Annotated in this window: 25 protein-coding genes; 16 read left to right on the top strand and 9 right to left on the bottom strand. The window is 67.4% G+C overall.

Annotated features, from left to right (window positions below; translation table 11 throughout):
* From AC3WLE_RS20870 to aspA, 8 genes are all read left to right on the top strand, one after another.
* A partial coding sequence (locus AC3WLE_RS20870; protein WP_492363590.1) for a hypothetical protein occupies nt 1–280 on the top strand: 280 nt, incomplete at its 5' end.
* A gap of 38 nt (nt 281–318) precedes the next feature.
* Nucleotides 319–1,617, top strand: a complete 1,299-nt coding sequence (locus AC3WLE_RS20865; RefSeq protein WP_492317785.1) for a hypothetical protein — start codon at nt 319–321, stop codon at nt 1,615–1,617.
* Between the two features lie 49 nt (nt 1,618–1,666).
* Nucleotides 1,667–3,745, top strand: coding sequence for a hypothetical protein (locus tag AC3WLE_RS20860; RefSeq protein ID WP_492356838.1), 2,079 nt, complete (start codon nt 1,667–1,669; stop codon nt 3,743–3,745).
* 21 nt (nt 3,746–3,766) lie between these two features.
* Nucleotides 3,767–4,852, top strand: coding sequence for a hypothetical protein (locus AC3WLE_RS20855; protein ID WP_010811754.1), 1,086 nt, complete (start codon nt 3,767–3,769; stop codon nt 4,850–4,852).
* A gap of 59 nt (nt 4,853–4,911) precedes the next feature.
* Nucleotides 4,912–5,778 (top strand): hypothetical protein, encoded by an 867-nt coding sequence (locus AC3WLE_RS20850; RefSeq protein ID WP_492317787.1) that lies wholly within the window; start codon nt 4,912–4,914, stop codon nt 5,776–5,778.
* Complete coding sequence (locus AC3WLE_RS20845) at nt 5,775–6,449, top strand: hypothetical protein (RefSeq protein WP_492317788.1); 675 nt, start codon at nt 5,775–5,777, stop codon at nt 6,447–6,449. The genes AC3WLE_RS20850 and AC3WLE_RS20845 overlap by 4 nt, the downstream gene beginning before the upstream one ends.
* Before the next feature lie 12 nt (nt 6,450–6,461).
* A complete protein-coding gene (locus AC3WLE_RS20840) occupies nt 6,462–7,517 on the top strand; it encodes a DUF4438 domain-containing protein (RefSeq protein WP_492317789.1) in 1,056 nt (351 codons plus the stop codon).
* A 386-nt stretch (nt 7,518–7,903) separates the two neighbouring features.
* Nucleotides 7,904–9,331 carry an aspartate ammonia-lyase gene (gene aspA / locus AC3WLE_RS20835; RefSeq protein ID WP_492356858.1) on the top strand — a complete coding sequence of 476 codons (1,428 nt, stop codon included), beginning with the start codon at nt 7,904–7,906 and terminating at the stop codon, nt 9,329–9,331.
* A gap of 116 nt (nt 9,332–9,447) precedes the next feature.
* On the opposite strand, the gene AC3WLE_RS20830 is transcribed toward aspA, so the two are convergent.
* A complete protein-coding gene (locus tag AC3WLE_RS20830) occupies nt 9,448–10,347 on the bottom strand; it encodes a LysR family transcriptional regulator (RefSeq protein WP_492317790.1) in 900 nt (299 codons plus the stop codon).
* A gap of 147 nt (nt 10,348–10,494) precedes the next feature.
* On the opposite strand from AC3WLE_RS20830, the gene AC3WLE_RS20825 reads away from it, so the two are divergent.
* The 8 genes from AC3WLE_RS20825 (at nt 10,495) to AC3WLE_RS20790 (ending at nt 17,947) form a co-directional block, all read left to right on the top strand.
* Entirely contained in the window at nt 10,495–10,929 is a 435-nt protein-coding gene (locus tag AC3WLE_RS20825) for a VOC family protein (RefSeq protein WP_492317791.1), read from the top strand.
* A 107-nt stretch (nt 10,930–11,036) separates the two neighbouring features.
* Nucleotides 11,037–12,458: an acetyl-CoA carboxylase biotin carboxylase subunit gene (locus tag AC3WLE_RS20820; RefSeq protein ID WP_492356839.1), complete on the top strand. Its 1,422-nt coding sequence runs from the start codon at nt 11,037–11,039 to the stop codon at nt 12,456–12,458.
* Nucleotides 12,455–13,243, top strand: a complete 789-nt coding sequence (gene pxpB, locus AC3WLE_RS20815) for a 5-oxoprolinase subunit PxpB (protein WP_492317793.1) — start codon at nt 12,455–12,457, stop codon at nt 13,241–13,243. The genes AC3WLE_RS20820 and pxpB overlap by 4 nt, the downstream gene beginning before the upstream one ends.
* A complete protein-coding gene (locus AC3WLE_RS20810) occupies nt 13,240–14,214 on the top strand; it encodes a 5-oxoprolinase subunit C family protein (protein WP_492317794.1) in 975 nt (324 codons plus the stop codon). The genes pxpB and AC3WLE_RS20810 overlap by 4 nt, the downstream gene beginning before the upstream one ends.
* Nucleotides 14,207–14,980 (top strand): LamB/YcsF family protein, encoded by a 774-nt coding sequence (locus AC3WLE_RS20805; RefSeq protein WP_492356840.1) that lies wholly within the window; start codon nt 14,207–14,209, stop codon nt 14,978–14,980. Before AC3WLE_RS20810 ends, AC3WLE_RS20805 begins: the two co-directional genes overlap by 8 nt.
* A gap of 42 nt (nt 14,981–15,022) precedes the next feature.
* The gene (locus tag AC3WLE_RS20800; RefSeq protein WP_492317796.1) at nt 15,023–15,262 is read left to right on the top strand and encodes an acyl-CoA carboxylase biotin carboxyl carrier protein subunit; all 240 of its coding nucleotides are present in this window, start codon (nt 15,023–15,025) and stop codon (nt 15,260–15,262) included.
* A 504-nt stretch (nt 15,263–15,766) separates the two neighbouring features.
* A complete protein-coding gene (locus AC3WLE_RS20795; RefSeq protein ID WP_492356841.1) occupies nt 15,767–17,110 on the top strand; it encodes an MFS transporter in 1,344 nt (447 codons plus the stop codon).
* 27 nt (nt 17,111–17,137) lie between these two features.
* The gene (locus AC3WLE_RS20790; RefSeq protein ID WP_492317798.1) at nt 17,138–17,947 is read left to right on the top strand and encodes a putative hydro-lyase; all 810 of its coding nucleotides are present in this window, start codon (nt 17,138–17,140) and stop codon (nt 17,945–17,947) included.
* A gap of 169 nt (nt 17,948–18,116) precedes the next feature.
* Here AC3WLE_RS20790 and scpA read toward each other — a convergent pair whose 3' ends face one another.
* From scpA to AC3WLE_RS20750, 8 genes are read right to left on the bottom strand one after another with little or no spacing between them, the layout of a single operon-like run.
* Nucleotides 18,117–20,210 carry a methylmalonyl-CoA mutase gene (gene scpA / locus AC3WLE_RS20785; protein ID WP_492356842.1) on the bottom strand — a complete coding sequence of 698 codons (2,094 nt, stop codon included), beginning with the start codon at nt 20,208–20,210 and terminating at the stop codon, nt 18,117–18,119.
* A complete protein-coding gene (locus AC3WLE_RS20780) occupies nt 20,207–21,043 on the bottom strand; it encodes a Pnap_2097 family protein (RefSeq protein ID WP_492356843.1) in 837 nt (278 codons plus the stop codon). The genes scpA and AC3WLE_RS20780 overlap by 4 nt, the downstream gene beginning before the upstream one ends.
* 1 nt (nt 21,044) lies before the next feature.
* Nucleotides 21,045–22,331 (bottom strand): MSMEG_0569 family flavin-dependent oxidoreductase, encoded by a 1,287-nt coding sequence (locus AC3WLE_RS20775; RefSeq protein ID WP_492317801.1) that lies wholly within the window; start codon nt 22,329–22,331, stop codon nt 21,045–21,047.
* Between the two features lie 35 nt (nt 22,332–22,366).
* Nucleotides 22,367–22,654, bottom strand: a complete 288-nt coding sequence (locus tag AC3WLE_RS20770) for an MSMEG_0570 family nitrogen starvation response protein (RefSeq protein WP_492356844.1) — start codon at nt 22,652–22,654, stop codon at nt 22,367–22,369.
* An 8-nt stretch (nt 22,655–22,662) separates the two neighbouring features.
* Nucleotides 22,663–23,658 (bottom strand): sll0787 family AIR synthase-like protein, encoded by a 996-nt coding sequence (locus tag AC3WLE_RS20765; RefSeq protein ID WP_492317803.1) that lies wholly within the window; start codon nt 23,656–23,658, stop codon nt 22,663–22,665.
* Nucleotides 23,655–24,209, bottom strand: a complete 555-nt coding sequence (locus AC3WLE_RS20760; RefSeq protein ID WP_492356845.1) for an MSMEG_0567/Sll0786 family nitrogen starvation N-acetyltransferase — start codon at nt 24,207–24,209, stop codon at nt 23,655–23,657. Before AC3WLE_RS20760 ends, AC3WLE_RS20765 begins: the two co-directional genes overlap by 4 nt.
* A complete protein-coding gene (locus tag AC3WLE_RS20755; RefSeq protein ID WP_492317805.1) occupies nt 24,206–25,309 on the bottom strand; it encodes an MSMEG_0568 family radical SAM protein in 1,104 nt (367 codons plus the stop codon). The genes AC3WLE_RS20760 and AC3WLE_RS20755 overlap by 4 nt, the downstream gene beginning before the upstream one ends.
* Nucleotides 25,302–26,318, bottom strand: coding sequence for a Nit6803 family nitrilase (locus AC3WLE_RS20750; RefSeq protein WP_492317806.1), 1,017 nt, complete (start codon nt 26,316–26,318; stop codon nt 25,302–25,304). Before AC3WLE_RS20750 ends, AC3WLE_RS20755 begins: the two co-directional genes overlap by 8 nt.
* Between the last annotated feature and the right edge of the window lie 16 nt (nt 26,319–26,334).

Below are 26,334 nucleotides of genomic sequence, written 5' to 3'. Positions count from 1 at the left end.
GCGTACCGCCACCCGCACCGCGCAAGCCGTGGCACGGCGACCCCAGGCGGCGCGCCAGCTGTCGAAGCCGCTGGTGCCTGCGGCGCGCCGGGCCACGCCGCGCGGCCGCGGCGCGCAGGCCGCCGCGCGCACGATAGCGCCGTTAGCGCGCCGTGTCGCGGCAACCGGCCCGCGCGCCCAGTCCCGCAACTATGGCGGCCATGGCGTCGGCTGCCCACACTGCGGCGGCCGTCGCATGCATGTGCGCGGGCCGGTGACCATCATCGTCCGTGGCGCATGAATCGTCGCCAGTGACACCGATCGGAACGGGGGCCGGCCATGAACCTGCAGCGATTCCTGAGCGCAAAGATTCGCGGCCTGTCCGCGCGCCTGTCGCGGCTGGCCCGGGTCGACAACGCCTTTGTCGGACTGCGCCCGCAAGACATGCCCCATGCGCCTTCGCAGCAACATTTCGACACGGCCAACGCGCGGCTGGCCCAGGCCGAGCAACGCATCCGCGCGCGCTTCGATCAGATGCTGCCGGACTGGCAGCAGAGGCCTGCGCAACGGGTGTTGATCGAGGTGGCGCTGGTCGAGCGCGAACTTGACCGCGCGCGGCGGCTGTTCGGCATGTTCTACGAAGTGTTCGCGCAGCGGGGCACGAGCTTCGGCCCGTCGCTCGCCGCGCACGACGTCATCGCCGAAGACTGCTACCGCGCCGTTCGACGCGCCGCGCCGCGCGTCTTCGATGGCCCGCTGCTCAAGCCGGTCTGCTACATGGAGCACGGCTATTCTCCCGCGACGATGCGCCGTGGCGTGGCGCTGTCGCGGCTGCTCGGCGAGACCAATCCCTTTCCGCTGATCCGCATACCCTGGGACCGAGACCAGCCATGGCAATCGGTCTTCCTGCATGAAGTCGCACACAACCTGCAGGCCGACCTCGGCATCTGGAGGGAGAACCGCCAGGCCGTACTCAGGCGCACCATGGGCAAGACGCGCGATCCCTTTCTCGCCACCGTCTACGGCCGCTGGCACAAGGAGATCTTCGCGGACCTCGCGGCCATCCTGCTCGGTGGCCCGGCGGCGGCCTGGGGCATGGCGGATTTCCTCGCGCACCCCCAGCCGCGCACCATGACCTACCGGCCCGGCGGCGCGCATCCCACCGCCTACCTGCGTGTCTACCTGCTGGCCGAAATGCTACGCCGGCTCGGCTTCACGCGCGACGCCGCACGGCTGTTACGGGTTTGGCAAAACCTGTACCAGCCCTCCGCCGGGCACCGCATACCCGCCGCGCTGATGCAGAGCGTGCCGCGCATCGTCCCGGACGTCGTCGACGAGATTGCGTTCCAGACGCGCCGCAACCTCGCCCAGCGCGCCCTGGCCGACATCATTCCCTTCTCGCGTGACGACGAGGCGGCCATTCGCGAAGGCGCGCGGCTGCTTGCGTCCGAACGTGAAACCGGACTGCCTCCCCGCCACCTCGTGAGCGCCGCGCACTACGCGATAGTGGACGGGCGCATCCCGCCGAGGCGCCTCGCGCACTGCGTGATCGGCCAGCTGAGCGCGCGCATGGCCTCGCGACGCCCGCGCGCAGCGCCGTACGAGCCGCAACCTGCGCTATTGCACCTGGTGTCGTAGGCGCGCACGACAACACGCATCACGCCGTTCAACGCAACAGAGGATCACCATGGCCTATCCCGCGATTCCCCAACCGGTTCCGTCCGGCTCCGACGGCAAACCCACGAGCATCGGAAACAGCCAGCGACTCGCCTTCGATACCCTGCTGCGGCGCGAACTGAAGATCGGAGATCCCAACGACGCCCAGCAGATCGCGAGAGCATTGCTGGACCGTTACCAGTCCGACGCGCGCGCGCAGGGTATCGGCGGCGAGGCTCAGGGACTGCCGTTCCTGAATACCGCGGCTCCACGGCCCTCGGCCATCGCTGCGCCGGAGGCGACCGCGACCAATCTGGATCTGGATCAGGCCCGGGCGGATGTGGAGCAGGATCTGCAGCAACTGATCGCGAGCAACCTGACCAAGGACATCCGGCCAGAGCTGGAGGGGTGGCATCAGACCCTGTCCCTCACCATCGACGATGGCGTCGCGGCGGCACGCCAGTCCCTCGACCCCTACAGCCGGGACCGGGCTTTCGCCGCACGGCGGCGCCTGGGCGAATATGCCAGGCTGGCGCGGATGGTGGGCGCGCTGTCCACCGAGCTGAACGAAAGCTATCGCAATCTCGGGCAGAGCCTCGACGAAGTGGCTGCGGTGCTTCTGGTGTTGATGGGCGAGGCGCTCGCCAATACAGGCTTCCAGGGCGGGCGCACATTACTGCGCGTGCCCTACTCTGAACTGCAGGCGCGGCGCGACCAGGTGCTGGTGTGCCTGCGCAATATGTCGGGCGTGGCCCAGGAATCGCTGGACCAGAACACGATGCCGCGAGGCCTGGCCGCCTATCGCGGCCTGCACGCCAGTCTCGAAGCGCATGGCCAGTCGGACCTGCGGGCACTGCTCCACGAAGCCGACCTTTCCCGTGCGATGGACGAAATGATCCAGCTGTGTGCGGGAGGCTCGAGCGACGGGCTGCGCCGGGTCGGCGCGACCGCATGGAACATGCTCGGGCGGTTCTCGCGCTTCGTGCAGGTGACGCTGCACCTGCCGGTCCGCGACGCGCCACCGCTGCTGGCGTTCCAGGACGCCTTGCAGTTGTTCGTGGACGGCTTCCAGGCTTCCGGCGGCCTGCGCCTCCTGCGCATTGCGCGTCCCAGCGTACTGATGTATGGCCTTTACGGAGGGAGCGGCACCACCTTTGCCGAGCAGCGCCTGATGAATCTGGTCAGTCTGCGCGGCAGATTTGCTTCGACCATCGACTGTGTCACCCGTTGCGACTGCGACCCCGATACGCTCAAGCTGCAGGTCCTGCTTGACCGCGTCCTGCACGATCTCGACCGCGCAATCGATCTCTACGCCAACGGCACCGAAGAGTTTGGCATGCCGGAACAGCGTGCCGCCGCCCACGCCATCTTTGCGCTGGCGCTGCGTTACCCCAATGTCTGGCTCGATGCCGCTGCACCGATGAAGGACATCACCAATCCCGACAACCCGACGGGCGCAATGCTGTCGGAAATGGCCGCACTGCTGATCCCGGCAGGGGTCAGCTTCGCCGCCCTGCAGGATCCGGTCATCCCCGCGCCCCAATGGGGTGTATGGGACAAGCACACCATTGATCACTTCGATCTGACAGGGCCGGCAGGACCAACACCGCTCGCCTGGCTGATGCATGGCGAGCTTGTGCTCCAGCTGCAGGCCGAGCGCGCACTGCGGCCCATCGTCGAACAGATGACATCCGGCTGCATTCCGGCCTCGGATGTGCTTGCAGATGCGACGCTCGCCCCCGTCTATCACAGTCCGCCACATATGGGGACCTTTGGCAATATCGGAATGCTGCCGGGATACCAGCGCGGCGCGTTGATGATGATCGAGCAGCGCGTGCCCGAGTGGCACCGGCGCAACCGCGACTATCGCGAGCACGCCCCGCAGATTCCGCCGCATCCGGACGGCTCGATCGATCGTATCGCGCACGAGTTGGGGGAACGGAATCGCCGGCGACTCCTTACGCCGGGCACGTCCGCCGTGCCGCCCGCCGCTGCCCCCGCCCCTCTCACTCCCGGTGCGGCTGATGCCTTCGACGGCGCCGAAGGTACTGGCGCCGACGGTACCGGAGCGGGCCCTGCGGGTCCCGACGGCGGCCCTGCCAAGGCCTGACCCCCGACGACGGAGCGCATCATGAACTTCCAGACCACCGAAACCATTCAGCGCCTGTGGGAGACCTTTCTGCAGGAGCAGCTGGCCAGCCTGCCGCCCGACCAGCGCGACGCCTTCGCGTCGCAGTTCGAGCAGCGTTACTCTGAACTGTTGTCCAAACCCAATGGCAGCGGGGAGGAGGGCTTCTTCGATCTGCTCGGCCTCGGTCCGCAGGGGGCAGTCGGCTTCGAGAAGATCGGCTATCCCTATGTACAGCCTGACTTCGACGATTCAATCATCCCGAGCCAGTTGCATGCGGCTGCCGAGCTGTACTTTATCTATCAGCACGAGCGCATGAAGATCTTTGAGGTGGTGGAGACCCTGCTGCGCTTGTTCCGCCTGGGGAAGATGCGCATCCAGCGCGGCCCCGGCGCGCGCGGACTCTATCTGCTCGAAAAATGGCGGCCACTGCGCTACACCCGGCAGGACCGCATGGTGGCCTATCGGCGCGCCTTCAACTATGGCACCGCGCAGGCCCCGGCCGGCGCAGTGGTCAACCGCAATTTCCATCGCCAGATGGTCGGCTTCATGGTGGCGATGGGCCAGTACTTCCGCGATCTGCTGATCGGCGAAGTCATCCGGGGCGGACAGCTGATCGACCAGCGTCCCTTCGGCAGCGTCGGCACCATCCAGCGCATCGGACTCGACCTGCGCTATGCGCTGGACCGGTCCACCTACGGCAATATCTTCGCGCTCGCGATGGAAACCGGGCATTACCTGATCCAGGTGCTCAAGCTGCTGGATTCGCCCGACATCAAGAAGGCCTTTGACGCCAACACCAAGTGGGATGTGGTCGAGATCGTCTCGAATCGCTATCTCGGCGGGGTGGCCGAGCCCTCGCAACGGGCCAAGATGGCCGAAAGCGGCCGGCGGATCCTGCAGTTTGTTGCGGACAATGATTTCAAGACCGCAACCGATCCGATCCTGTTCCAGAGCGTGGTGCGGCCCATGGGCGCGCACGCGGAAGCGTGGGTCGCCGCGTACCGGATGACGCCCGAGGGCCGAGGATTCCCCGGCGTGACACACGCGCTGAACAGCGTGCTCGGCGTGCCGCAGGCTGCGGCCTGACCGTGGCGCGCCGTACATTTGCGCATCCCTGACCGCGGCTGACACGGAGACGCCCCGCCATGCATGCTGAGGACATGATCGTATCGGTACGGCAACGCAAGCTCGCCTGCATCCTCGATCCCGCGCTGGTGCTCGGGTCGCCCTGGGGGCCGAGCCTGGCGTTGCGGCTCACGCGGGTGCTGGAGCCCTGGCTCACGCGCGCGTTCTGGCAGGTCATCGATGCGAGCGAGATGGTACTGCCGAGCCTCTCGGCCAACGGCGCGGCACTGGACAGCGGCGGCGCCGTGCCGCCGCCGCTCGAACCCGCTCTGATTGCGTGGATCGCGATGCGCGACTGCACCGATGCCGCGTCGTGGCCGTTTCGCTGGGTCGGAGACAACGTGGCCGGTTCCCAGCTTGGCGACGCTGCCGACCATGCCGTGGTCGAGCGCTACGAGGTCCTGCTCGACGCCCTGCTGCGCCGCTGCGAGGGGGCAAGGCCGGCGCTCGGCCCAATGCCCTCCCCCTGGTGGGATCCGCTCGCCATCGCCCTCGACACGCTCGCACTCTCCGCCACGCTCGATGCCGCCATCGTGCTGACCACGCTTGATGGTGACGGCGCACCGTGGCCGGTGGATGCCCTGTGGCGAAGCGGCGTCGACGTGCGGCATCTGGACCCGCTGCCTTCCGAATCCCTGTTCGGCGCCGAGCGCTCGCTGCTGCGCGACGCACTGGCAGCGGCAGGCGTCGCCGGGCTCGCCGAACGCCTGCCCAGGCTGGCCGCGCTGCATGTGATGGCGTCGTCGCCGCACCATGCTTGCGTCGATGGCCCGCTGGTCGGGACCGGCCATCATGCCGACCCCTGGCAGCAAGCCACCGCCTGGTGGTATCCCCTTTGCCCCACGCCGGCGATCGGCACACCGGCCCCGCAAGGAGCCGAAGCATGAGCGCAGCAATCGACCAGTTCGTCGACGCCATGCTTGACGATGCCGTTCGGCACTGGACGCGCGAGCGCGGACGCGCCGGGGATGCCGACCCTGCCGTCGGCCGCAACGAATGCCTGCCGGCCTCGCGCGCCCGGCATCTGGCATGCCGTGATCTGGCCGCCGCTGAGGCCCGGCCGCGCGGGCAGCGTCCGGCGCTCATCGTCATCAATAACCTGCGTGGCCGTTGCGCCGAGCAGATCCTGGTCGAACGCCTGTGCCTGCGCGGCTTCGATGTGCGCAACCAGCTCCGCATCGGCCCGCGCAGGGGCGGCTCGGTGCTCGATCTCACGCCGATGCCGGCTGCCCCCAAGCGCCTGCCGGCCGGCCTCGAAAGCAAGCTGCTACACGCAACCGATTACCGCGACGCCAACGGACGGCTACGCCTGGGCCATCTTGCGCGACAGGTGGTGCGCGACGTGGACCAGGTGCGGCGCCATATGCGCCAGTCTCGGACCAGCGCCGTGCCCGGGCTGCCGCAGCGCGTGCGCCTGTTCTATCAGGTCAGCGGACGCGTGACCGATGCGGAGCTGCACCATATCGCGCACACCGTCTACGACACCGTCGCGGCCGAGAACCGGCGCGCGCCGAGACAGCCGCAGGTCGCCGCCACCGTGGTGCGCAGGATGCGATAGGAGATGGCTCCCATGTCCCGCCCGATTCCGCTCGTCCAGCAAGCCCTGTCCCGTCCGGCCGGCCGCGACGGTGCACGCCCCGTTCCCCGAATCAATGCCGACGAACTCGTGGCGGTGTCCGTCCTTGGGCAGATCGCCCATCCCGTGGGGCGCGCCTCGCCCTACCGCATTGGCTACGACGGCGTGCCGCGCGTCCTGCCAGGTACCGGCGGCATCGTGGTCAATAAGCGCATCGGCGATCCTTGCGTCGGGTTGGCGGGCGACCATATCGAGCCGGGGGTCGCCCTGCACAACAACGGGCGCGAGATCGTCGGCCCACGCGACGGACCCAACAGCGCCCTGCTGACCTATGCCTGCGTCGGCAATCCGGCCCGTGTGGTCAACGGAGCGTGCGCGGGCCGGACTGGTGTGGTGACGGGCAAGCACGGCGGCGTCAACCACGTGCTGGTGGACTTTCCCACGGAGGTGCTGGTGCGCCTTTGCATCGGCGACCGCATCCAGATTCTTTCGCATGGACTGGGATTACGACTCCGCGACCACCCCCGAATCGAAGTCCTCAACTGCTCGCCGCGCCTGCTGGCGCGATGGGGCCTGCTGGAGCGCGATGGCCAGCTCCATGCGCCGGTCACGCATCTGGTGCCGGCGCGCGTCATGGGCTCCGGGCTGGGAAAGAACAATGCATGGCGCGGGGATTACGATATCCAGCTGTCGGACCGGCAGGCACGTGAGCGCTACCGTCTGGGCAGCCTGCGCTTCGGCGATATGGTGGCGATCATCGGCGCCGATACGCGGCGGGGGCCGCGCTACGCCAATGACCGCGTGACCATCGGCGTCGTGGTGCACGGCGACAGCACGGTCAGCGGGCACGGCCCGGGCGTGACGCCGCTGCTCACAGGACCCGCCTCGCTGCTGCGGCCGCTGCTCCGCCCGCAAGCCAATGTAGCGGAAATCCTCGGCGTGCGGCGAGCCGCGCCGCCACATACCCAGCTGACACTGCCGGAGCGCGACCGGCGCGTTCGCTGCGCGGTGCCAGAAGCGCCACCGCGGCTGGCGTTCGCCACGCGGTAGGGCGAAGGTTCTGGTGCAAATACGAAACGCGGGAAGGTCGCGACCCGGTTGTCGGACATCTCAGCAAGCGGAAGCATCGCCATCCAGGCGGCACGAGTAGGAAAGCCCCGGTGAGCCGCGGCAACATCGGGCAATACCGGGCACCCGCTCGGGGCCTCCCCCAAGTCATCACGCAAAATACGCCGCTTACGTAACTTGCCATCAGATTGCCCTAGCAGGTGCGAAGGCGACCGGCAGAACCGAATCGACGGTTATGCCATTTCTGCATAACCATGCATTGCGCCCCGACAACCCATGAAATCTTGGCATCGAACGTGGTGCAGGCGCGGCCGATTCCATAGACTTCGCCAACAGTGCTGAACCCAATTTGCGCGAGGGGCGTAACCATGACTGCCGGACTCTTCAGAACCGAACATGACCTCCTGGGTGACCGTAAAGTCCCGGTCCAGGCCTACTACGGCGTGCATACGTTGCGCGCCGTCGAGAATTTCCCTATCACAGGCACCCCGATCTCCATCTACCCGGAGCTGATCAAGGCGCTGGCGGCGATCAAGCAGGCCGCGGCGCAGGCCAACCATGAGCTGGGCCTGCTCGACAAGGCGCGCTGCGACGCAATCGTCGGCGCCTGCCAGGAGTTGATTGCCGGGAAGCTGCACGACCAGTTCGTCGTCGATGTGATTCAGGGCGGCGCCGGCACCTCGACCAACATGAACGCCAATGAGGTGATCGCCAACCGCGCGCTCGAACTGCTCGGCCATCAGAAGGGCGAGTACCAGCACCTGCACCCGAACGAGCACGTCAACATCGGCCAGAGCACCAACGATGTCTACCCGAGCGCGCTGAAGGTCGCTACGTGGTTCGGTATCGCCGGTCTTGTGGACGCCATGGCGGTGCTGCGACGGGCCTTCGAGGCGAAGGCCGACGAGTTCGCCCACATCATCAAGATGGGCCGCACTCAGCTGCAGGACGCCGTGCCGATGACGCTCGGCCAGGAATTCAGCACCTACGCCGTGATGCTCGGAGAGGACGAGGCGCGCCTGCGCGAAGCCGCGATGCTGATCTGCGAGATCAACCTCGGTGCCACCGCGATCGGCACCGGCATCACCGCGCATCCGTCGTATGCGCCGGTGGTGCTGCGGCGCCTGCGCGAGATCACCGGCATCCCGCTGGAGACCGCACCCAATCTGATCGAGGCCACGCAGGACTGCGGCGCCTTCGTGCAGCTCTCCGGCGTGTTGAAGCGCGTTGCCGTGAAGCTGTCGAAGACCTGTAACGACCTGCGGCTGCTATCCAGCGGTCCACGCGCTGGCCTGGGCGAGATCAACTTGCCGCCGATGCAGGCCGGCTCGAGCATCATGCCCGGCAAGGTGAATCCGGTGATCCCCGAAGTCGTGAATCAGATCGCCTTCGAAGTCATCGGCAATGACGTCACTGTCAGCTTTGCGGCCGAGGCCGGCCAGCTCCAGCTCAATGCGTTCGAGCCGATCATCGCGCACAGCCTGTTCAAGAGCGTCAGCCATCTGCGCAACGGCTGCCTGACGCTCGCCGAGCGCTGCGTCAAAGGCATCACCGCGAATGCCGACCGGCTGCGCGCCACGGTCGAGAACTCGATCGGCGTCGTGACGGCGCTCAACCCCTACATCGGCTATGCGAACGCGACCGCCGTTGCGCAGGAAGCGCACGCCACGGGCGGCAGCGTCTATGAAATCGTCTTGCGCAAGGGCTTGCTGTCTAAAGAGGAACTCGACCGCATCCTGCGCCCCGAGACGCTGACCCAGCCGGTGCCGCTGGACTTTCGTGGGAAGGCGCACTGAGCAGAATTCCCTTGCTCCCCGTGCAGAATGAGATGTCCGACAGGGCGATGTCGAGCACCGACAGCCCATAGAAGATCGCCCCGCCGCGCCCGAAGACACGGAACCTGCGCTGCAGGTCAGGGCCGATCGCTTCGATCCGACGCCACCATCGCCTGCGCCGCCTTGCCGATATGGTCGGCAAGGCGGCTCGCGACTGGCTGCCGGCTGTGCCGCGCGCGCTCGACGAGTCCCACCTCGCGATAGAACGTGTCGTCGCCAAGCGGTAGTGCCGTCACGCCCGGCGGCCGCGCGCCACCGGCAAGCATGCGAGGCAACAGGCCCACGCCGAGCCCGCGCGCCACCAGTTGCACGATGCCTTCGAGTTCGTCGAGCTCGATGGCTTCCTGAGGCGCGATTCGTTGTTTGCGCAGGAACTGGTCGACCAGCCTGCCGCCGAACGAAGCCCGGTCATAGCGGATAAAGGGCGCCGTGGAAATTGCGTCCCTCCAGTCCATGCCGGCCCGCGCGGCGGGCGCCAGCAGTTCGAAGGGCTCTTCCAGCAGCGGGCGCCATTCCAGTTCGGCGGGCAACGCATAGGGCGGCCGGATCATGACGGCGATGTCGATCTCGCCGGCGTCGACCTGGCCGAGCAGGTTGAGCGAAACGCCGGGCACCATCCGCACACGGCAGCCGGGCAGTTCGGCCCGGAACGCGGCAATGGCATCGGCCAGGAAGGTGGCTTGCGCCGAGGCGATGGCACCGATGCGCACCATGCCCGAGCCCTGGATGTCGAGGCCCTGGTGGCCGATCCGCTCGTAAAGCACGACTAGCTCCTCGGCCAGCGCCAGCGTTTCGCGCCCGGCGGGGTTCAGGCGCGCTGAACGGCCGGTGCGGTCGAACAGCGCGAAACCGAGCTCTGACTCCAGCCGCTGGATCTGCGCGCTGACGGCCGACTGTGTCAGGCCAATATGTGCGCCGGCGTTGGCGAAGGTCCCGTGGCGGGCGACGGCGATAAAGGTGCGCAGTTCTCGCAACATGTCGATTCATCAATTTTCGTGGAGCTAAGATCAAAAATATATCGCTTTTATTAATTTTTTGCCATGCATAGACTTTGGTTCCAGGACGGTGCGTTGCCACGCGCCGCACGTCCCCACTACACATCCATTGCCAAGAGTCTCCACACCATGAGCGAATCCACCGCAGTCCTGCCCCCGTTCCACCTGGCCTTCCCGGTCCACAGCATCGCCAGCGCGCGCGAATTCTATGGCGAGCTGCTGGGCTGCCCCGAAGGCCGCAGCTCGGAAGACTGGGTCGACTTCAATTTCTACGGCCATCAGATCGTGGCCCACCTGGCGCCGGAAGAATGCGGCCACCGCAAGACCAGCGCGGTGGACGGAGATGCCGTGCCGGTGCGCCACTTCGGCGTGGTGCTGTCGATGCACGACTGGCAGGCGGCTGCCGACAAGCTCAAGGGCGCCGGCATGCAATTCATCATCGAACCGCATATCCGCTTCAAGGGCGAGGTCGGCGAGCAGGCCACCATGTTCTTCCTGGATCCGTCGGGCAATGCGCTGGAGCTGAAGGCGTTTGCCAATATCGCCTCGTTGTTCGCCAAGTAAGTCAATAAAAGCGCGGCCACGCCGCGCCCCGACGGCCCGCAGGCCGGCACTCCACGCGGCGCCGAAGCCAGCGCCGCGTGTCCGCCCCCAAGCAGCAAGAGCCTGACATGCAAAAAATCCTGGTAGCCAATCGCGGCGAGATTGCCTGTCGCATCATCCGCGCCGCACAGGCGCTTGGCATCAAGACCGTGGCCGTGTATTCCGAGGCCGACGCCGGTGCACTGCATTGCCAGATGGCCGACGTGGCCGTGTCCATCGGCCCCGCCCCAGCGGCACAAAGCTATCTGAATACCGAAGCCGTCCTGGCAGCCGGCCTGGCGCATGGCGCCGACGGCGTGCATCCGGGCTACGGCTTCCTCTCCGAGAACACTGCCTTTGCCCAGGCCGCCGAGGCCGCCGGCATGCGCTGGATCGGGCCCTCGGTCGAATCGATCGAGAACATGGGCGACAAGAACCGCGCGCGCGAGATCGCAGCCGCCTGCGGGGTGCCGGTCCTGCCGGGCAGCATCCGCTTTCTGCCCGGTGAGCTGGCTGGCCTGGAAGACGCTGCCGCGCAAGTCGGCTATCCGCTGCTGGTCAAGGCCGCAGGCGGTGGCGGCGGCATCGGCATGAAACGCGTCGATAGCCCCGACACGCTGGCAGCCACGGCGGCCTCCACGCAGGCGCTCGCGCTCAAGGCCTTCGGCGACGGCAGCGTTTACCTGGAGCGCTACGTCGCGCGCGCACGCCATATCGAAGTCCAGGTATTCGGCTATGGCGACGGCACGGCCGTGCATCTGTTCGAGCGTGAATGCTCGGTGCAGCGCCGCTTCCAGAAGATCATCGAAGAAAGCCCGGCACCCGGCCTGCCGCCCGCGGTGCTGGCACGCATGACTGCCGCGGCCGTCGCGCTGGCCGAATCGCAACGCTACCGCGGTGCCGGCACGGTCGAGTTCATCGTCGATGCCGACAGCGGCGAGTTCTTCTTCCTCGAGATGAATACCCGCATCCAGGTCGAGCACGGTGTCACCGAGGCGGTCACCGGCTGGGACCTGGTGCAGGCGCAGATCCGGCTTGCAGCCGGCACCCTCGCGCGGGTTGCGCAAGCCGACATCCGCCGCCAGGGCGCGGCGATCGAGTGCCGGCTATATGCCGAAAACCCGGCCCGCCATTTCATGCCGTCGCCGGGCAAGCTGTCGGCCTTCGCGCTGCCAGCGATGCCGGCGTTGCGCGTCGACACCGGCGTGCGCGCGGGCGACACCATCACGCCCTACTACGACCCGATGATCGCCAAGCTGATCACGCACGGCGCCGGGCGCGAGTCTGCGCGCCAGGCGATGCTGGACGCGCTGGCGCAGACGCGCATCGAAGGGATTCGCCATAACGTCGAGTTCCTTGGCAACGTGCTGGCGCACCCCGACTTCCGCGCGGGCCAGGTCGATACCGGCTTCGTCACGCGCGAGAGCGCCCGGCTGATCGGCGCGAGCGCGGCGCCGCACGCGGCTGCGCCTGCCGTCGCCAGCGAGGTGCAGCCCGAGGTGCAACCATGAACGCGCTGCCTCTCGACATGGCACCCGCCGCGGCCATCCCGTGGCGCATCGAACCGTCGGGCGATCGCCTGCTCGTGGTTGCATTCGAGGCCGGCCGTGATGCCACCGCATTGAGCACTGCCAATCGACAAGCCTGCGCCGCGGCGGCGCGCATTGGTGCCGCCGCATTGCCGGGCGTGACCGATATCGTGCCCGCGCTGGCGACCGTGGGCATCCACTACCGTCCGTCCGCCGTTAGCGCCGCGCCAGGCACGGCACCGTTCCAGGCGCTGAGCGCAGCGCTGTCCGTGCTGCTTGCCGAGCCACTCGGCGCCTTGACCGCCTCCGCTCGCGTGGTCGAGATCCCGGTCTGCTACGGCGGCGACCACGGGCCTGATCTTGAGGAGGTGGCCGCAAGCTGCGGGCTCGCGCCCGATGCTGTGATCGCGCTGCATAGTGCGGCGCCGGTCGAAGTGCTGATGCTGGGTTTCGCGCCCGGCCACCCGTATGTGGGCAAGTTCGACGCACGCCTGGCCCCGCCACGGCGCACCACGCCGCGCACCGCCGTGCCCGCCGGCTCGATCGGGCTGGCCAACTGCCAGTCCGTGATCTATCCGATGGTGCTGCCCGGCGGCTGGAACCTGATCGGGCGCACGCCACTGGCCTTGTTCGATCCGCACCGCGATGCGCCTTGCCTGCTCAATGCAGGCGACCAGGTGCGCTTCGTGCCGGTCTCGGCCGCACAGTTCGACGACATTGCCGCGTCGCAAGGCACCCCCTCACCGGCCCATGGAGCGATTCGATGACCACTACACCGGTACAACCAACCGGCGCCGCCATCGAGGTGATCAAGCCCGGTGCGCTGAGCACGTTCCAGGACCTCGGCCGCGTCGGCTACCAGCAGCTCGGCGTGCCCGCCAACGGCGTCATGGACGAGCGCGCGCATCGGCTGGCCAATGCGCTGGTCGGCAATACGCAGGACACCGCGACCCTGGAGATCACACTGATGGGCCCCACGCTGCGCTTTGACGCGGCCACTGCCGTGGGGGTCTGCGGCGCCGATCTCGACGCAAGCATCGACGGCACGCCACTGCCCACCGCGCAGGCATGCGTGGTGCCGGCCGGCGCGACGCTGAGCTTCGGCAAGCGCAAGAGCGGGCTGCGCGCCTACCTGGCAGTGGCAGGCGGCTTTGCGCTGGATCCGGTCATGAACAGCCACAGCACCTTCGTGCGTGGCGGATATGGCGGCTTGCAGGGCAAGCCGCTGCGCAAGGCCGATGTGATCGGCTTGTGCGCCCCGCGTGCCGCGCTGCCCGAGGCTCTGCCGCAGGCGCGCTTCGCCGCCGGCATCGTGGCAGCGCCCGAGGCCCCGCTGCGCGTGGTGCGCGGGCGCGAGTGGGATGACTTCAGCGCCGCCGCGCAGGCGGCATTCACCAGCGCGGAGTTCCGTATCGGTGCGCAGTCCGACCGAATGGGCTACCGCCTCGAAGGGCCGGCGCTGGCCCTGTCCTCGCCGCGCGAGATGTGGTCCGAAGCGGTGGCATTCGGCACGATCCAGGTGCCGCCCGACGGCCAGCCGATCGTGCTGATGGCAGACCGCCAGACCACGGGCGGCTATCCCAAGATCGCCCATGTCTGCGCCGTGGACCTGCCGCGGCTGGCGCAGCGCATGCCCGGTGAGAGCGTGCGCTTCACCGTGGTCGAGCTGGAGGAAGCGCAACGGCTCGCGCAGTTGCAGGATGCGGCCTTCGCGGCGCTGGAGCGCGGCCATGGCTAAGATCGATTTCAACAGCGACCTGGGCGAAAGCTTTGGCATCTACCGCCTTGGCGATGACGCGGCGGTGCTGCACCATATCAGCTCCGCCAACATCGCGTGCGGCCTGCATGCCGGCGATCCGCAGACCATCGCCGCAACGGTGCGGGCCGCGGTGGCCCGGGGCGTGGCGGTGGGCGCGCATCCCGGCTTTGCCGACCTGCAGGGCTTCGGCCGCCGCGCCATGACGCTGTCGGCAGGCGAGATCTACAACCTGACCGTCTACCAGGTCGGCGCAGTGCAGGCCTTTGCCCGCGCCGCCGGCAGTTGCCTCGCCCATGTAAAACCCCACGGCGCGCTGTACAACATGGCGGCGCGCGACGACGGCATGGCGCGCGCCCTTGCTGAAGCCGTGCGCGACGTCAACCCTGCCCTGCTGTTCTTTGGCCTGGCCGGCTCGGCAATGGTGCGCGCCGCGCGGGAGGCCGGCCTGGCGGTCGCCGAGGAAGTATTTGCCGACCGCAGCTACCAGGCGGACGGATCGCTGACGCCGCGCGGACAGCCCGGCGCGATGATCACCGACGTCGGCACCGCGGTGGCGCAGGTGCTGCGCATGGTCCGCGACGGCGTGGTGCGCTCGCAGCAGGGCACCGACGTGCCGGTGCGCGCCGACACGCTGTGCATCCATGGCGATCAGCCCGGCACGGCCGGCTTCGCGCGCGATATTCGCGCCGCTCTGGAGGCCGAAGGCATCACGGTCCGCGCCCCGCGTACCACGGCGGTTCGCTGACTGCCTCCCTCCCTAATCCGGATCAACAAATCAAGAGCCCCCATGCCAGACCAACCGAACGCCTTGCCCATCGTCGCGGAGACCACCGGTACGTTGTGGAAGATCGTGGCCGTGCCAAATGTTGCGCAAGCGCGCGATGCCACGCTGGTGATTATTGAATCCATGAAAATGGAAATTCCCGTGGAAGCGCCCGCCGACGGTTATGTGGCTGAGTACCTGGTTGGTGAGGGTGAGCCAGTCGAGGAAGGGCAGGTATTGGGCGCGTTTATTCCCGCGGGCTGATTTAACCACCGTCATTCCCGCCTTCGCGGGAATGACAGTAGCTGTTGATGCGTTATCTGAACGGGAGCACGCGAATTACCTCATTAATGAGCTGCCCGTACTGAAGCAATGAACAGGCAGTAATACGGCGGCAGCAGTGCATGCCGTGCCCCGCAAGAGAACACGGCATGCACCCAGCCAGTTCATTCTGGCGCAACCGAATAAAAGGAGACAGCAAAATGGATGGTCATCACCGACCAGGACAAGTCGCGCTTATTCCCACGGAATTTCACAGTTGATTTTGACTGGCACGTTTGTTGCTGAAAAACAGAGCTTCCATGCGTGCATTAACGCTGTGAATGCAGCAAGGACTGACCTGACAAAGCAGGCAGTCCATTAACAACAGGTACGCAGCCGCGGTTACAGCGGCGCAGCGTACCGGTATTCATGCTCAGACCCCGGGACCCGCGGGATGCCACCGGCAGCCGGCGCGGCTTCTTTCACCCTGTTTCTGGAAACGTGATCATGTCCAACGCCCCCACTTCCACGCTGCCGCTGGCGGATGCCCCTGCCTCGGCCCCCATCTCGGCCCCAGTCACCGGCGATGTCGCCGTGGCCCGCAAGGCCGCGGTGGCCGCCGCTGCCGGCACAGCCATCGAGTACTACGAATTCGGCATCTATGGCTACCTGGCCGCCACCATCGGGCCGCTGTTCTTTCCGGGCGACAACGCCACCGCGTCGCTGCTGGCGATCCTGGCGGTTTTCGGCAGCGCCTTCCTGATGCGCCCGATCGGCGGCATCGTGCTGGGCCGGCTCGGCGACCGCATCGGCCGACGCGCCGTGCTGCTGGTCACCGTGATCGGCATGGGCGTTGCCACTGCCGCCATCGGCGTGCTGCCCGTTGCCGCGAGCGCGGGCCTTGCGGCGCCGCTGTTGCTGCTGCTGATCCGGCTGGTGCAAGGGTTCTTCGCCGGCGGCGAAGTCACGGGCGCGGCGGCATACGTGGCCGAATCGGCACCATCCGGCAGGCGCGGCTTCTTCGGCTCGTTCACGCCGGTGGGTGTGGCCATCGGCGGCGCACTGGCGGCAACCGTGTGCGGGCTGACCACCTCCATCCTCGGCAGCGAAGCCATGACGGCATGGGGCTGGCGCATCCCGTTCCTGAGCGCCATCCCGATGGTGATGATCTCGTTCCTGGTGCGTAAGCGCGTGGAAGAGTCGGTGGCATTCCAGCATTTCCAGCAACACAACGAACCGCCCAAGGCACCGCTGAAGGAAGTGTTCAGCCAGCACACGCCCGCGGTGCTCAAGGTGCTGGTGTTGTCCTTCGGGCAGAATGTGGGCTATTGGGTGGGCCTGGTGTTCATGAACATCTACATGACCACCTACCTCAAGTACGACAAGGCCAGCGTCTACTGGATCATGGCCTTCGTCAGCCTCACCATGGCGGTGCTGATGCCGTTCTGGGGCGCCCTTTCCGACCGCCTGGGCCGGCGCAAGGTGCTCGCCATCGGCTTTGTCGGCTACATCGTGCTGGTGGTGCCGATGATGGCGCTGATGGACCAGCAGAATATCGGCCTGGCCTTCCTCGCCATGCTGATCGTGGCGCTGCCGATGCCGATCGTGCAGTCCGTCGGCTATCCCACCTACGCCGAGCAGTTCCCGACCCGCGTGCGCTATTCCGGCATGGCCTTCAGCTTCAACCTTGGCGCCATCCTCGGCGGGGGCGTGACGCCATATGTGGCTACCGCGCTGATCGGCGCCACCGGCAACCTGCTCTCGCCCGCGTACCTGCTGATGGGCGGCTCGGGCATCGCATTGCTTGGGCTGCTGCGCGTCAGGGAAACCTCGCGCGAGGCGCTGCGCTAATGCGCCACCGGCCTGGAGCGACCTGACATGCATGACGCTACCGTTGCGCTGCCCGGCTGGGCAGCCAGCCCGGCCACCGCGCGCGCCGCCATCCGCAGCGGTGCCTGGCACGGGCACACTGCCGGCATGGCGCCCGGCCGCGTGCAGGGCAACCTGATGATCCTGCCACGCCAGTGGGCCGACGATTTCCTCGGCTACTGCCGTGCCAACCCCGTGCCCTGCCCGCTGATCGGCATGACCGAGCCTGGCTCGCCGCTGGTGCCGGGGCTGGGCGAAGATATCGACCTGCGCACCGACCTGCCGCGCTACCGGATCTGGCGCGATGGCAAGCTGGCCGGAGAGTGCGGCGACATCGGCGCGTTGTGGCGGGACGACTTTGTCGGCTTCGTGCTGGGCTGCTCGCTGTCCTTCGAAGATGCGCTTCAGCGCGCCGGCCTGGCCGTGCGGCATGTCGATGAAGGCAAGGTGGTGCCGATGTACCGCACCAGCATCAAGACCACGCAGGTGGGGCCGTTCCGCGGGCCGATGGTAGTGTCGATGCGCCCCTATACGCCGGCACAGGCCGCGCGCGCCAGCGAGATCTGCGCAGCGTTGCCGGCAGCGCATGGCAAACCGGTGCATGCCGGCGATCCGTCAGCGATCGGCATTGCAGACGTCAACCGTCCCGACGAAGGCGAGCCCACCGCCATCCTGCCAGGCGAGATCCCGGTATTCTGGGGCTGCGGCGTGACGCCTCAGGCCGCGGCCGTGCAGACGCGGCTGCCGCTGTGTATCACGCATGCGCCCGGCTACATGCTGGTGGGCGACGTGGCGATCGAGGACGTCACGCTTATCTGAGGTTTCTGTTGGCGTTTTCGCGCTTGCCGCTCCCAGCACCGATCCCAGGAAGTGCATCGGCGCCAGTACGCAGATCATGCATCCCGCCGCGTGGTCCCGGGAAAACTGCAGAAACTCAGCTCAATGAGGAGATTTTTACCGTCATGGTCTGGATAGCAAACGGGAGGCGTCAATGGAAAGGCGCGGACGCCGTAAGCATCCTCGACAACGTGAGCGCAGCCACGATGGTGCTCACGATGATCTCCATCGGCGTGCCCGGTCCGAAAATCCCCTGCACACCGCACTGGCGCAGCAAGCGGCTGTGGCCTGCCGGAACAATGCCGCCGACGAAGACCGGCACATCGGAGTCGCGCTGCCGCAAGGCGTGTAGCAGCGCCGGCAGCAGATCCAGATGCGCGCCGCCAAGCGTGGAGATGCCGATGGCATCGAAGTCTCCATCGCAGGCGGCAGACGCAACCGCATCGGCGGACTGGAACAGCGGCGTCAGTTCGACGACGAACCCGGCATCGGCAAGCCCGGCCGCCACCGCTTTCGCACCGCGGTCGTGGCCATCCTGGCCGAGCTTGGCCACGAAGATCCGGGGCGCGCGGCCGAGCCGCTCGCGCAGCGCACTGACGCACTCGCAGGCCGCCAGCCATTCCTTGTTGCCGGCGCGAGCCGTGCCGTACAGCGCAGCGTCGTAGGACGCCCGCACCGTATGGCGCGGCCAGACCTGGAGCAGCGCCCGGGTACATTCCCCGACCGTGGCGCGGCAACGCATCGCGTCGATTGCACCGGCGAGCAGGTTGGGGCCGCCGCGCTTGGCGGCCTCGGTCAGCGCCGCCAGCGCATGCCTGACCGCAGCGTCATCGCGGCGGCTGCGCAGCGCGTCCAGGCGGCGTGCCTGTTGCACGCGCACCCGGGTACCGTCGATCTCCAGGCATTCCTGGCCATTGCCGTCGGGCTCCTGGTAGCGGTTGACACCCACCACGACCTCTTCCTGCGCATCGAGCCGAGCCTGCGTCCGCAGCGCAGCCTGGTGGATGCGCCGCTGCACCCAGCCGGATTCGAGGGCTGCCAGGGTGCCACCCTGGGCATCGATGTGCGCCAGCACCGCGCGAACCTCCGTCACCATGCGGCCGGTCAGCGACTCGATCAGGTAGGAGCCCGCCCACGGGTCCGCCACCTCGCACAGGCCAAATTCATGCTGGAGGACCAGTTGCGTATCGCGAGCCAGCCGCGAGGCCTGCGCGCCCGGCAATGCCAGCGCCTCGTCAAAGCCGTTGGTATGCAGCGACTGCGTACCGCCAAAGATCGCAGCCATCGCCTCGACCGTGGTGCGCGCGATATTGTTGAGCGGCTGCTGCGCGGCGAGCGTCCAGCCCGAAGTCTGGCAATGCATGCGCATCGCCGTGGCGCGCGCGCTGGTGCCACCCAGTTCGCGCACGATGTCGTGCCACAGGAGCCGCGCGGCGCGCAGCTTGGCGATCTCAATGAAGAATTGCTTGCCGACGCCGAAAAAGAAGCTTAGTCCGCCGCAGAATGCGTCGACATCAAGGCCACGCTCACGCAGCAGGCCGACATAGGTCCTGGCATTGGCCAGTGTCAGCGCCAGTTCCAGCACCGGATCGGCTCCCGCTTCCTGGAAGTGATAGCCCGAGATCGACATGCCATTGAATTTCGGCGCATGCGCCGCCAGCCATTCGACCACGTCGGTGGCGATGCGCAGCGACGGCTGCGGCGCATGGATCCAGGTGTTCCGGACCATGAACTCCTTGAGGATGTCGTTCTGGATGGTGCCGCGCAGCTGTTCGAACGGGACGCCCGATTCCTCGGCCGCGACCAGGAACGCTGCCAGTACGGGGAGCACCGCACCACTCATTGTCATCGATACCGACACACGGTCCAGCGCAATGCCTTCGAACAGGCGCCGCATATCGTCGACCGAGTCGATGGCCACACCGGCCATGCCGACATCGGCCTGCGCCAGTGGATCGTCGGAATCGTAGCCGCGATGGGTCGGCAGGTCGAAGGCCACCGACAAGCCCTGCGCGCCCTGCTTCAAAGCCTCGCGATAGGCGAGGTTCGACGTCGCGGCGTCGCCGTATCCCCCGTACTGGCGGATGGTCCATGGCCTGCCGCGGTACATGGAGGGATAGGGGCCACGAACGAACGGGGCCTCGCCGGGCATGCCGCCCAGGTGGCCAAGGCCAGTCAGGTCGCCGGGCCCGTAGACCGGCTTCAGCTCAAGGGCGCCTGCCGGGTCATCCCGTTTCGCGTTCATCGCTGCCTCCAGCGCTTCTGCGTGACCACATCGGCGATCTTCTCGCCGTCGCGGCTGCGTCGGATCTCACACCAGTGCGTCAATCCCTCCTCGTCCTCGCGCAGCGCGGAAAAGGTCAGCTCCAGCGACTCGCCGACATTGACGTTGCCATGGAAGAACAGGTCCCGCGCGAACACCGTGGGCGGATCCGCGTCGCGGCGCCATTGCCATTCCGCGCGATCGACCATGGCCTGGAAGCTGGCGAAGTACAGCAGGTCGGCGCCGTTGAAGTCGTTGCAGGGGCACGGCAAGTATTCGGCCGCGTGGCAGACGCGATGCCGGGCCTGATCGAGCCCGAGATGCGTACCCCAATCGCCGCAGCGAAAACGCCGTGCCAGCAGCGACAGTTCCGCCGCCTGGGCCGACGAGCCGGCGCCGGCCCACTGCGCGGCCACGGTCGGCATGGTGCGCACGACCGAGCGGTTGTCCCGCTCACGCGTGCGGCGGATGAAGGTGGACAGCATCGTCACGCTGGCGCGGCGGTCCCCCTGCATGTCGACGGTATGTTCGCTGAGGTGCTTCACGCCGCCCGCTGGCACGATGCGCGAGCCGATGCTGAACTCGGCGTGCTCGCCGATCGTTTGCGGCGCCGCGTCGCGCACGCGGATCGCGGTGAACGCCGCATACACCGGATGGCCTCCGGCATCCCTGAAGTCCGGCCCCCCCAGGCCGGCGCCGGCGGCCTGCAGGCGCCAGTGCAGGTCGCCGCAGGTCTTCAGCAGCCAGTTCTCTGACAGGCCGGTATATGCCAACTGGGGCATGCCGGCCACATGGCGCGAGACGACGGCTTCCATGTCAGGCGGCCAGCGCGGTGTCGCCCCGGCCTGCGGCGATCAGGGCGGCCAGGTACTCGGCGTCGCGGGCGATGCCGGAGAATCGCCCCGACCCCCACGTGTGCAGCCAGGGCAGGCCAAGGAAGTACAGGCCGGCGTGTGCGGTCACGCCGCGTTCGTGACCCGGATAACCGCGGCCGTTGAACACCGGCACTTCGAGCCAGCTGAAATCCGGTCGGAAGCCGATGCACCAGATGATCGAACCAATGCCGGCTGCCTGGAGATCCAGTTCGGTGCGCTCGGCCGGGGGCGTCCACATGGGCTCATAGACGCTCGGCGGCGGTGCCTCGATGCCCCGCTCCGCGATGAACTTGTCAATGCTCGCGTTGATGCGGTTGTAGGTCGCATCGGCGTCGTCCAGGTTGTGACGAAGGTCCGGCGCAAAACGCAGTCGGCCGTCGAGGTAGTCGTCGAGCACGCCGTAGAGCTCCATGCCCTCGGTGGCGAATTTGCGCAGGTCGATATCGCGGCCGCCGTCGCGCCCGGTGACGTAGTGATTGGTGTTGTCGCGCACGCCCTCGCGCAGCGGATGCTCGGTGACGGGCAGATCGTAGTACTTCATGTCCGCGAGCCAGTCCACGACGTCCCGCCCGCGATAGAAGCGCGCGCAACGCGGCGCCTCGCCGACGGCGAGATACACCTTGCGGCCGGCCAGATGCAGATCTTCCGCAATCTGCGCGCCCGACTGGCCAGAGCCGACCACGAGCACCGCACCGTCTGGCAGCGACTCGGGATTCCTGTATTCGGACGATTGCAGCTGCCGGATCGACGCCGGCAAGCGCTCGGCCATGCGCGGCACGATCGGCGTGTGATAACCGCCCGAGGCCACCACCACCTGGTCCGCGGTGAATGCGCCCTGGCTCGTCACCACGGAAAATCCCCCCAGCGCGCGCGCCTTCACTTGCCGCACCTCGGTATGCTCGAGCACCGGCGCGCCGACCGTCCGGATAAAGCCATCGAGATAGGCCGCGATCTCATCCTTCTTCATGAAGCCGTGCGGCTCGTCACCCTGGTAGGGATAGCCCGGCAGCGCGCATTGCCAGTTCGGCGTCACCAGGCAGAACGCATCCCAGCGTTGCGTGCGCCAGGTGTGCGTGACCGTGTGCTTCTCGATGAGCAGATGATCGATGCCGGCCTGCTTCAGGAAGTAGCTCATCGATAGTCCGGCCTGGCCGCCGCCGACAATGATGACGCCGTAGTGCCTGGGCTCTGCGGCCTGGCCCGGATTGGTGTTGATGACGTGGGACATGTTGGATCCTTTGAGGCGAGGAATTTGGAAATCGGCTAGCTGCCAAAGCCAAGAAACTGGACGGTGGCGTCCTCCTGACCCTGGAACCGCTGCGCAGCGATTTCCAGGATGCGGAGCTGGTCCATCGCGGAGGAGCAGGCGTAGCCGTACCTGGCACACACCCGCTCGGAAGCGGCGCCCAGCGCAGTACGCGCGCGCTCGACGAACTCGTCCAGCGGATACGCCGTCCCGGCGGCAAAATGCTTCGTGACGATGGAGGATGGGGAATAGCAGGCCATCTCGGTCTGGTCAGGCCAGCGGATGCGGAAATGGGTAACCGGCATGGCAGGTCTCAGGTTGGGGAATCGATCGGCGTGGCCAGGCGCGTCGGCAGGATGAACCCCGCCTCGCGGAAGTCCCACAACGTGGCCCGTTCGCCTGCGTGCGTGAGCGTGGCGACACGGGAATCGTCGATGGCGCCGATCTGGGCGCAGGCAATGCCGCGATCGAGGAAGCGGCGTTCGACCGCCTGCGCCTCGTCGTCATCGACGGCCAGCAGGAAGCCATAGCTGGGGAATGCCGTCAGCCACCGCTCCAGCGGCACGCCAGCGGGCCTGGGAATGCGCTTCAGCGCGATGCTGGCGCCCACCCCGGAGCATTCGAGCAGCATCAGCGTGGTGCCGAGCGCACCCGCCATGCTGATGTCCTTGGCCGCCGCGCAAAGGCCGTCTTCGGCCAGCACCGGCAAGAGTTCGAGATCCGCGCGCAGTCGTTCGCCCGGTGCGCCCGTCGACGCGTTCCAGAACGGGTACGGCTCCGCGAATGCGCCGCGCAGGTCCACCGCCATCAATAGGCGCTGGCCGGGACGCGCGGCGAAGCTCGACAGCAGCTTGCGCGCACGGCCGAGGATGGCCACCGCAAGCTGGCTTTGCTCGCTGCGCGCGTTGCTGTGACCGCCGACGATCGGCACGCCATAGGCGACGGACGCCGCGGCCATGCCCTTGAGCACTTCGGCGGCGTCGGCGGCGCCATGGCTCCATAGCGCATCGACCACGGCCGTCGGCCTGCCGCCCATCGCATAGATATCGCTGACGTTCACCATGACCGCGCTGTAGCCGGCGAACCACGGCATCGTGCGGATGAAATCGCTGACCAGTCCTTCGATGGCGAACAGCAGGTAGCCGTCGCCATCCCGCCATGCCGCGCAGTCGTCGCCGACATCGACAGCCATGGCTGCATTGCGTCCGGCGGCCGCGGCGCCAAGCGGCGACAACATGGCCGGGATATCGGTCTTATGCGCAAAGCCGCGGCTGCTGCGCAGCGTGTGTACGAGATCATCGAGGTTCATCGCATGGCCCTGCCTTCGGTAATCAGGCCCGCGTGCGGGGTATGGCAAGGCGGGTAATGGTTCAGATCTGCCTGCATCAGGTGGTGCGGCCGCCCGAGCAGCGTCTCCTCTGCCAGGACGTGCCAATGCAAGCGCCTGAACAAGGGCACGTTCTGACTCTGCACGTGCGCAAGGAAGCGCCGGCATCCGATCGCGTGGGCGCTGCTCACCGCCAGGCGGATCAGCGTCGCGCCGATCTTGCCCTGGCTGCGGTATGCCGCATCCACCGCCAGGCGCGAGCCGAACCACACGCCCGGCTCGCTTTCATGGATGCGCACGGTGCCGACCACGGTGCCGGGATGGCCCGGCAACTCCGGCTCGAAGCGCACCGCCACCAGCAGTTGCGCCACGTCGTCCACCGCGTCCCGGTCGTCGCCAGCGAAGATGCCCTGCTCCTCGCAGAACACGGCCTGGCGCAAGCGATAGGCCTGCTCCGCCTCCCAGACGTGCTCCGCCCAGCGGATGCGGAACATCGGGATGCCCGGCACCTCGACGCAGAGATTGCCTTTCATAATGTTGCTCCGTCGCTCGCCAGTGCCGCCTCGCGCTCGTAGGTGGCCAGCGACGAGCACGCGCCGCACTTGCCGCAACCCGCCTTGATATCGGACGAGCGCATGCCGGCGGCGCCCAACATGGCGCCGAGCGGCTGCAGGATCGACTGCATGAAGGCCGGCGAGGGAGCCGGGTGGTCCTCCAGCGGCGTGCCGGAGATCGGCACGAAAGGCACCACGAACGGATACACCCCGAGTTCGATCAGCTCGCGCGAGATCGCCAGGATGGCTTCCGCGGTGTCGCCGAGTCCCGCGAGGATGTAGGTGCTGACCTGCCCCCTGCCGAACACGGCAACGGCAGCCTTGAAGGCTTCCATGTAGCGGCTCAGCGGCACCGACGCCTTGCCCGGCATGATGCGTTCGCGCAGCGCCGGCGTGACGACCTCGAGGTGCATGCCGAGCGTGTCGATGCCGGCGGCCTTCATGCGCTCGAACCAGCGGTCGTCGTCGGGCGGCTCGCACTGCGCCTGGATCGGCAGGTCGACCGCCGCCTTGATGGCGAAGGCGCTCTCGCAAAGAATAGCCGCACCCCGGTCCGGCGTCGGCGGCGTGCCGGTGGTCAGCACCATATGCCTGACGCCATCGAGCAGCACCGCGGCGCGTGCCACTTCGGCCAGTTGCTCGGGCGTCTTGCGCGCCACCGTACGGCCTGCCGCCAGCGACTGGCCGATCGAGCAGAACTTGCAGGTCTTCTTGCGGCTCTCGTACCGGATGCAGGTCTGCAGGACGGTCGTGGCCAGCACGTCGGCGCCATGCAGCGTGGCGATATGCGAGTACGGAATGCCCTCCAGGGTCTGCAGCGCATGGAAACGCGGCGCCTTCGGAAAGCTGATGCTGGCAATCGGGATGGTTCCGCGCATCAGCGCGCTGCGCCCCGTTCCGTCGGGCGCCTGCGCCACGAACGGCGAGTGCCACGCCGTGCTGGTATGCACCGGCACCATGATGGTCACGCCGTCGATGGTGACCGCCTTGTGGTCGGACGGACCCGCCCCGCCGCGGCGGCTGGCCGCGCCGGCATTCGGGTCTTCCAGGCGCAGCCCGACGGACTGCAGCTCAGTCATCAATTGCCGGCTCGAAGCCGGCACGGTCGCGCTGGATGTCATCGCGGATGCTCCCATGGAAGTTGGAGAAGGCGCCTGCCATCGGCACTGCCGTCACCGCCGGCCGCTCATTGATGGCCAGGCTTAGCAGTTCCGGGCGCGCGTAGTGGCCCACCGAATCCATCATTCGCTTGCGCTTGGTGATGAGCGACATGTCAAGGTCGGCAATGACCATGCCCTCACCCTCGCGCAACGGCGGCGCCAGGTGCTGCCCCTCCGGCGAGATGATTGCGGTGTTGCAGCCGCCGCGCAGCGCCTTCTGCAGCGCCGGATCGGTGGTCACAGAGGCGATCTGCGCTTCGGTCAGCCAGCCGGTGGCGTTGACGACGAAGCAGCCGGATTCCAGCGCGTGGTGCCGGATCGTGACTTCGATCTGCTCGGCAAAGATCGGCCCGACCAGCGAGCCTGGGAACTGGCTGCAGTGGATTTCCTCGTGCTGGGTCATCAGCGCATAGCGGGCCAGCGGGTTGTAGTGCTCCCAGCACGCCAGCGCGCCGACGCGGCCGATTGCCGTGTCCGCGACCTTCAGGCCGGCCGCATCGCCCTGCCCCCAGATCATCCGTTCGTGGAAGGTGGGCGTGATCTTGCGGCGCTTGACCGCGAGATTGCCCTCGGTGTCGAAGATAAGCTGCGTGTTGTACAGGCTGCCGTGGTCGCGCTCGTTCACGCCGAGCACCACGACCATGCCGTGCCGGCGTGCGCGCCCGGCGACGGCATCGGTAACCGGGCCGGGCACCACCACGGCCTGCTCGTACAGCCGCATGTGGTCGCTGCCGGAGTGCACCGGCGGCCGTACGAAGGAGAAGTACGGGTAGTACGGCACGAAGGTCTCCGGGAAGACGATCAGCTGCACGCCTTTCCCGGCGGCCTCGTCGATCGCCTCGCAGACCTTGGCCAGCGTGCCTTCGCCGCTCTCGAGGTCGGGCGCGATCTGAACCGCGGCCGCGCGCACAATGGGTTTCTGTGACATGGTGGCACCTGCCCTT

This window comes from Cupriavidus sp. FW306-1B-F12B (assembly GCF_058781795.1).
The sequence above is the reverse complement of the archived record's forward strand: the minus strand, read 5'-3'. Positions and strand labels throughout refer to the sequence as shown.

Coding starts and splice junctions, on each gene's coding strand:
- AC3WLE_RS20750 (WP_492317806.1), bottom strand. CDS start 26,318: ATGTCACAGAAACCCATTGTGCGCGCGGCCGCGGTTCAGATCGCGCCC.
- aspA (WP_492356858.1), top strand. CDS start 7,904: ATGACTGCCGGACTCTTCAGAACCGAACATGACCTCCTGGGTGACCGT.
- AC3WLE_RS20805 (WP_492356840.1), top strand. CDS start 14,207: ATGGCTAAGATCGATTTCAACAGCGACCTGGGCGAAAGCTTTGGCATC.
- AC3WLE_RS20765 (WP_492317803.1), bottom strand. CDS start 23,658: ATGAACCTCGATGATCTCGTACACACGCTGCGCAGCAGCCGCGGCTTT.
- AC3WLE_RS20760 (WP_492356845.1), bottom strand. CDS start 24,209: ATGAAAGGCAATCTCTGCGTCGAGGTGCCGGGCATCCCGATGTTCCGC.
- AC3WLE_RS20865 (WP_492317785.1), top strand. CDS start 319: ATGAACCTGCAGCGATTCCTGAGCGCAAAGATTCGCGGCCTGTCCGCG.
- AC3WLE_RS20790 (WP_492317798.1), top strand. CDS start 17,138: ATGCATGACGCTACCGTTGCGCTGCCCGGCTGGGCAGCCAGCCCGGCC.
- AC3WLE_RS20755 (WP_492317805.1), bottom strand. CDS start 25,309: ATGACTGAGCTGCAGTCCGTCGGGCTGCGCCTGGAAGACCCGAATGCC.
- AC3WLE_RS20795 (WP_492356841.1), top strand. CDS start 15,767: ATGTCCAACGCCCCCACTTCCACGCTGCCGCTGGCGGATGCCCCTGCC.
- AC3WLE_RS20855 (WP_010811754.1), top strand. CDS start 3,767: ATGAACTTCCAGACCACCGAAACCATTCAGCGCCTGTGGGAGACCTTT.
- AC3WLE_RS20810 (WP_492317794.1), top strand. CDS start 13,240: ATGACCACTACACCGGTACAACCAACCGGCGCCGCCATCGAGGTGATC.
- pxpB (WP_492317793.1), top strand. CDS start 12,455: ATGAACGCGCTGCCTCTCGACATGGCACCCGCCGCGGCCATCCCGTGG.
- AC3WLE_RS20840 (WP_492317789.1), top strand. CDS start 6,462: ATGTCCCGCCCGATTCCGCTCGTCCAGCAAGCCCTGTCCCGTCCGGCC.
- AC3WLE_RS20800 (WP_492317796.1), top strand. CDS start 15,023: ATGCCAGACCAACCGAACGCCTTGCCCATCGTCGCGGAGACCACCGGT.
- AC3WLE_RS20825 (WP_492317791.1), top strand. CDS start 10,495: ATGAGCGAATCCACCGCAGTCCTGCCCCCGTTCCACCTGGCCTTCCCG.
- AC3WLE_RS20860 (WP_492356838.1), top strand. CDS start 1,667: ATGGCCTATCCCGCGATTCCCCAACCGGTTCCGTCCGGCTCCGACGGC.
- AC3WLE_RS20820 (WP_492356839.1), top strand. CDS start 11,037: ATGCAAAAAATCCTGGTAGCCAATCGCGGCGAGATTGCCTGTCGCATC.
- scpA (WP_492356842.1), bottom strand. CDS start 20,210: ATGAACGCGAAACGGGATGACCCGGCAGGCGCCCTTGAGCTGAAGCCG.
- AC3WLE_RS20780 (WP_492356843.1), bottom strand. CDS start 21,043: ATGGAAGCCGTCGTCTCGCGCCATGTGGCCGGCATGCCCCAGTTGGCA.
- AC3WLE_RS20850 (WP_492317787.1), top strand. CDS start 4,912: ATGCATGCTGAGGACATGATCGTATCGGTACGGCAACGCAAGCTCGCC.
- AC3WLE_RS20775 (WP_492317801.1), bottom strand. CDS start 22,331: ATGTCCCACGTCATCAACACCAATCCGGGCCAGGCCGCAGAGCCCAGG.
- AC3WLE_RS20830 (WP_492317790.1), bottom strand. CDS start 10,347: ATGTTGCGAGAACTGCGCACCTTTATCGCCGTCGCCCGCCACGGGACC.
- AC3WLE_RS20770 (WP_492356844.1), bottom strand. CDS start 22,654: ATGCCGGTTACCCATTTCCGCATCCGCTGGCCTGACCAGACCGAGATG.
- AC3WLE_RS20845 (WP_492317788.1), top strand. CDS start 5,775: ATGAGCGCAGCAATCGACCAGTTCGTCGACGCCATGCTTGACGATGCC.